Source organism: Rhodococcus sp. R1101, assembly GCF_000278445.1.
GTDB lineage: Bacteria > Actinomycetota > Actinomycetes > Mycobacteriales > Mycobacteriaceae > Rhodococcus > Rhodococcus gordoniae.
Genome location: NZ_AJVB01000778.1, coordinates 1 through 1,069 on the forward strand (window position 1 = coordinate 1; position 1,069 = coordinate 1,069).

Annotated in this window: 1 protein-coding gene; it reads right to left on the bottom strand. The window is 68.5% G+C overall.

The window, feature by feature from the left end; translation table 11 throughout:
• Positions 1 to 1,069 (bottom strand): carbamoyl phosphate synthase preATP-grasp domain-containing protein (locus tag R1101_RS28620; RefSeq protein WP_037225114.1); only part of this gene is annotated, 1,069 nt, incomplete at both ends.

Below are 1,069 nucleotides of genomic sequence, written 5' to 3' on the forward strand. Positions count from 1 at the left end.
ATGTACGTCTCGAGAGCCTTCTCGTCGTACACGATCTCCATACCGCGACCGCCGAGGACGTAGGACGGGCGCACCAGCACCGGGTAGCCGATGCCCGCGGCGATCTCGCGCGCACCCTCGAAGGTGGTGGCGGTGCCGTACTTCGCGGCCGGCAGCTCGGCCTCGTCGAGCACGCGACCGAACTCGCCGCGATCCTCCGCGAGGTCGATCGCCTCGGGCGAGGTACCGACGATCGGCACGCCTGCGGCCTTCAGGCGGCGCGCCAGGCCGAGCGGGGTCTGACCGCCGAGCTGGACGATGACGCCGGCGACCGTGCCGGACTCGCACTCGGCGCGGTAGACCTCGAGGACGTCCTCGAAGGTCAGCGGCTCGAAGTACAGGCGATCGGCGGTGTCGTAGTCGGTGGAGACCGTCTCGGGGTTGCAGTTGACCATCACGGTCTCGTAGCCGGCCTCGGACAGCGTCAGCGCGGCGTGGACGCACGAGTAGTCGAACTCGATGCCCTGGCCGATGCGGTTCGGGCCGGAACCGAGGATGAGCACCTTGGGCTTGTCGCGCTGCTCGACGACCTCGGTCTCGGCCGCGGGGTCGAGTTCGTAGGTCGAGTAGTGGTACGGCGTCTTCGCCTCGAACTCGGCCGCGCAGGTGTCCACGGTCTTGTAGACCGGGTGAATGCCCAGCTCCTGACGGAGGGCACGGACATCGTCCTCGGAGGCGAACTGTCCCGGACGCAGTGCCGCGATCTGCCGGTCGGAGAAGCCGTGGTGCTTGGCGTAGCGCAGCTCGGTGGCACCGAACTGCTCGGCCGTGCGGACGTCCTCGCCCAGCTCGACGATGTACGCGAACTGCTCGAGGAACCACGGGTCGATCTTCGTGGCGTCGAAGAGCTGCTCGACGGTCGCGCCGAGCTCGAGCGCCCGGGCGATCCGGTAGAACCGGCCGTCCGTGGGAGTGCGGATCTCTTCGAGGATCTCCTCGAGCGTGCCCTCGACCTCGGGGCCGGTCCAGAAACCGGCGGACTTGGTCTCGAGCGAGCGCAGCACCTTGCCGAAGGCCTCGGTGAAGTTGC